This is a genomic window from Methylobacterium sp. WL18 (genome assembly GCF_008040015.1).
Taxonomy (GTDB): domain Bacteria; phylum Pseudomonadota; class Alphaproteobacteria; order Rhizobiales; family Beijerinckiaceae; genus Methylobacterium; species Methylobacterium mesophilicum.
In genome coordinates this window covers 1-4,043 of record NZ_VRVD01000432.1, presented here as the reverse complement: position 1 = coordinate 4,043, position 4,043 = coordinate 1, and the positions used below count along the sequence as shown (strand labels likewise).

The following is a 4,043-nucleotide window of genomic DNA, read 5'->3' as shown; positions in this document are numbered from 1 at the left end:
GCGCTTTCGCGCGCGCAGGGCCGGGCTTTCGATGCCGTGCCACGACGCGGCGGCGGCGAGGAGCGTCGGGCCGATGGCCAGCAGGACCAGCGGGGCCGTCGAATCGAGCCCGGGGAACAACACATACACCGCGTTCAGGATCGGGCAGTGAGACAGGTACAGTCCGTACGAGTAGTCGACCTTGTACGGCCCGAGCCGCCCTCCGAAATCGCTGACGCCGATCGCGACGGCGATGTAGGCCAGGCCGAGTCCCGACAGGGCCGGATCGGCCAGGTGCCACCGGTCCGGGCCGAGCCCGTAGACGAGGCCGCACCCGGCCACCGCCGCCGCGAACAGCCGGCCATCGAGCGGCACGGCGTGTCGCCAGACATACAGCAGGCAGCCGCTGAGGAAGGTCGAGAACAGGATCGCGCCGCGGCCGAGGAAGAACAGGCGGAACAGCCCGTTCCGCTCGAACAGGGGCAGCACCCCGCAGGCGGCCAGCAGGGCGGGCGTGACCGCCAAGGCGACGAGTACGGCCAGGAGCACCCGGGGCCGCCGCAACAGCCCCGCCACGATCAGGGCCGCCGCCAGCCCGTAGCAGGCGAGTTCGTACGCGAGGGTCCAGAGCGCGGCGTTGACGATGCCGGGCTGCCCGTTCTGGGTGAACACCCCGGGCAGCTGCGCGCGGAACAGGCCGATGCTGTTCGCGCAATACTGCCAGACCCCCGGCTGCGCGAAGTAGGCCGCCGGGGCGTCGGTGGAAAACACCGGCCCGATGACGAAGGCCGTGACCAGGGTCACGGCGGTGAGGGCAGGCAGGATCCGCACGGCGCGGTTGACCAGGAACGGTCCGGCCGGGAGCCGCGACGCGCTTCCCGCGACCAGGAAACCGCTGACGCCGAAGAACAGCGGCACGAGGCTGCCGGTCAGCGGCGACAGCGTATCGGTCCAGAGCGTGCTGCCCACCGTGGCGCCGGCATGGAACAGCATGACCAGCAGCGCGAGCACCAGGCGCAGGGTATCGAAGAGCCGGCGCCGTAGCCGCCGCCGGCCGCGAGCGCGCCTCCGATCGTCCGCCCGCGACGGGTCACCTGTTGACGCATGAGAGAGCCTCGCACGGACACGCGCCGGGGCGCGGCGCCTCCGATCCATGCCACCGGTTCGCCCGGGGCGAGGGACGGCCGCAGCCGCGCAAAAGGAGGGATCCCGCGCCGGATCCGCCGCCTGGGGTGCGGCTGCCGTCCACCCTTGGCGGGGCGGGCCTCCTCCGAAGGGCGTAGCCGGGCGGGATTTTGCCCGGACAAGCGACCGCGTGGCGCAATCGGCTTGCAGGCGCCCCTGTTCCAATGGGGGCCACACGCGATGGCGGCGTGCATCGACCCTGCATATGAATAGAAAATACGCAGCCGTGACACAGGCATGAGGCGGCACAAGCCTCAGCAACGCCCAAGATCTGTCAGAAAGCACAGCCGAAAAATCCAAATCTCGATCCGGGCGACATCTTTTTCTTGACTCGTGAAAGCTTCGCGCTCCCTATGGACGTCAGCGAGGCACGGAGCCGCGAGCCGGCTCGTCCTGGATCATGATGATCCTGAGCGCGGCGTTGACGCGGGATCTCCCCTCCCCGACCGTGGTCCTGACCTGTCGCGCCCAGTCGCGGCGGTTTGGCCGCCAAAGCGGGCGTATGGGCATGCGGGAGGGATCGATAGATCCGTCGATCTGACGCGTCGTCGATCGAGAACGCACCATCGCGCGGTCTCGGAGACGGGAACGTCCCCGCCTCTGCGTCGCGGGTCGATGGACCGATGATGGCGTCCGAGAACCGCCTGCATGTCTTTCACGACGCGGAGGGCACGGTCTCCGTGCCCGAGCGGAACCGTTCGGAGGCGGGGCAATGACAGCGGTCGGGTCTGTGACGTCCTCTCCATCCACCGCGCTGACGCTGTTGCAGGTCGACACCTCCGTGAAGCCTCGCTCGGCACAGGAGGAGGCTGAGACCGATCCGGTATCGTTGTCAGCCGTGACGGCGCTCCAGGTGCTGGATCCGCGCTCCGCCCTGACCCTGTCGACGCAGGCCAGCGATGCGATCCTGTCGGTGCTGCACAAGCATCCGCGGCACGCCGGCAACGTCCACCTGGTCGGCGGGATCGACGAGAGCGCGATGCTCACGGACGAGGTTTTCGCCCAGACGATCGCGGACACACCTGCGCACTACACAGAGGTCATGAAAGGCTTGGGGGCGACGCGCTGGGTCTGGCGCCCCGAAAGCCACCTCACGGGCATCGACTTCTTCAAGGGCCTGTCCAGGGCCATTCCGCGCGAATACAAGAATCCCGATTCGATGTCGTATGCCCTGTTCGTGGAGAAGACCGCCAAAATTCTGGATGCGATCGACACGCCGAGCGCCAAGATCGTGTCGGGGTATTACGACATGTACAATGACAAGAACGAATACATCGGAACGGTCAGGCGGACCGAGTGCGATCCCGCCTATCTCGAAGCCTTCAAAGCCGAGAACCCCGCCTTGCACATCGCGCCCGTCTTTTTCGGCAACGATGCCGTTCTCGTCATCTGGCCCGAAGCGTCCGCCGGAGCGATCGGCCTCGAGTCGCTCAGGCGTCTGAGGCAGCGCTCCGGCTGATCGGCAACCGCGCCACCACTATCCCGGCGGCGTCCCGCACCACGAGCGTCCAGCCGCCACCGAGGTTGTGGGCGCAGACGTCGTCCGCCATCTCCCGGATGACGCTGCGCGCCTCGGCCAGGGCCTCGGTCAGATCGGTGGCGTCCACGCCCTCGTGGTCGCGGATCGTCTCCCTGCCGTTCTCGACGTCGAAGTAGAACCGGATGGGCAAAGACGATCCCCCGTGATTGATGCCCTCGGAGGGCCGTCCCGTCCTGGATGCGCGGCCCGACGCGCCCGACAGAAATCATCTGGAGACATAAAGTTTAATAAATATCAAAGCTGATTTCGCCTGGTCCGTTGCAATAATGTCTGAATTTTCTCGCACTCGTACAATATAGGTATCGATCATTGCCCATTTGATCATGGCGGCGTGGCGAAAGGCGGTACCGCGCTGCGCCTGCCCTGGCCCCCGGGTCACCGTCGGGGATCCCGGCCGGCGCGAATAAATCCGCCGCCCAGGGACGGTGCGACGCGCGCCTACGTCCTTTGAGTGTCGTGCGCCGGGCGCGCTTCACGCCATGGTCGGCCAGGGCCCGGGAGACCGCGAACCCCGGGGCGGCGGCAGGACGAGCGATGGCGAAGCAGATCGAGGCCGATGCGCGGACCGCGCCCGTGGACATCTCGTTCCTCATGGCCGCCCACAATGCCGCCCCGTGGATCGAGACCGCGATCCGCTCGGCCCTCGACCAGGCCGGCGTCGCGGTCGAGGTCCTGGTGGTGGACGACGGGTCGACGGACGGGACCGCTTCCGTGCTGGCGCGGCTGGCGGCGGCCGACCCGCGCATCCGCCCGATCCCCCTCGACGCCGCAGGAACGCACGCGCCGCGAGGTCCCTCGGCCGCCCGGAACGCCGCCCTGGCCGCCGCACGGGGACGCTGGGTGGCGATCCTCGACGCGGACGACCTGATCGTCCCGGACCGGAGCCGCACGCTCCTGGATCTCGCCGCCGCCACGGATGCCGACCTCATCGCCGACAACCCGATCCCCTTCACCGGGGCCTTCGATCCGGGCGGGGCCGGCATGCTGGATCGCGGCCGCGAGCCCTACCTGTTCACGGTCGAACTCGCGCAGTACCTGACCTGCAACCGGATGCTCACCCCGGGGGTGAAGCTCGGCTATCTCAAGCCGATGCTGCGGGCCGACTTCGTGCGCCGGCACGGCCTGCGCTACGTGGATACGGTCCGGGTCGGCGAGGACTTCCTGTTCTGCGTGGCGGCCCTCGCGGAAGGCGCCCGCTTCGTGGTGAGTTCCTACGCGGGCTACGGGTATCGGCGGGGGCCGGCCTCGCTGTCCCATCGGCTGCGGCTCGCCGACATCGAACACCTCGACGCGGCCTTCGCGGCCTATGCCGAGGGCGGCGCCCTGGCCGGGCACCGGG

At 68.6% G+C, this 4,043-nt stretch carries 4 protein-coding genes; 2 read left to right on the top strand and 2 right to left on the bottom strand.

Annotation, left to right across the window (positions count from 1 at the left end; genetic code table 11):
- Nucleotides 1-1,134: acyltransferase (locus FV228_RS22320; RefSeq protein WP_147856606.1), on the bottom strand; the 1,134-nt coding region annotated here is incomplete at its 3' end.
- 742 nt (nt 1,135-1,876) lie between these two features.
- Here FV228_RS22320 and FV228_RS22315 point away from each other — a divergent pair.
- A complete protein-coding gene (locus FV228_RS22315) occupies nt 1,877-2,623 on the top strand; it encodes a hypothetical protein (protein ID WP_147856605.1) in 747 nt (248 codons plus the stop codon).
- Here FV228_RS22315 and FV228_RS22310 read toward each other — a convergent pair.
- The gene (locus tag FV228_RS22310; RefSeq protein WP_147856604.1) at nt 2,595-2,834 is read right to left on the bottom strand and encodes a hypothetical protein; all 240 of its coding nucleotides are present in this window, start codon (nt 2,832-2,834) and stop codon (nt 2,595-2,597) included. The genes FV228_RS22315 and FV228_RS22310 overlap by 29 nt on opposite strands.
- A gap of 404 nt (nt 2,835-3,238) precedes the next feature.
- Between FV228_RS22310 and FV228_RS22305 the strand changes: the two genes are divergently transcribed.
- Nucleotides 3,239-4,043 (top strand): glycosyltransferase family 2 protein (locus FV228_RS22305; RefSeq protein ID WP_147856603.1); only part of this gene is annotated, 805 nt, incomplete at its 3' end.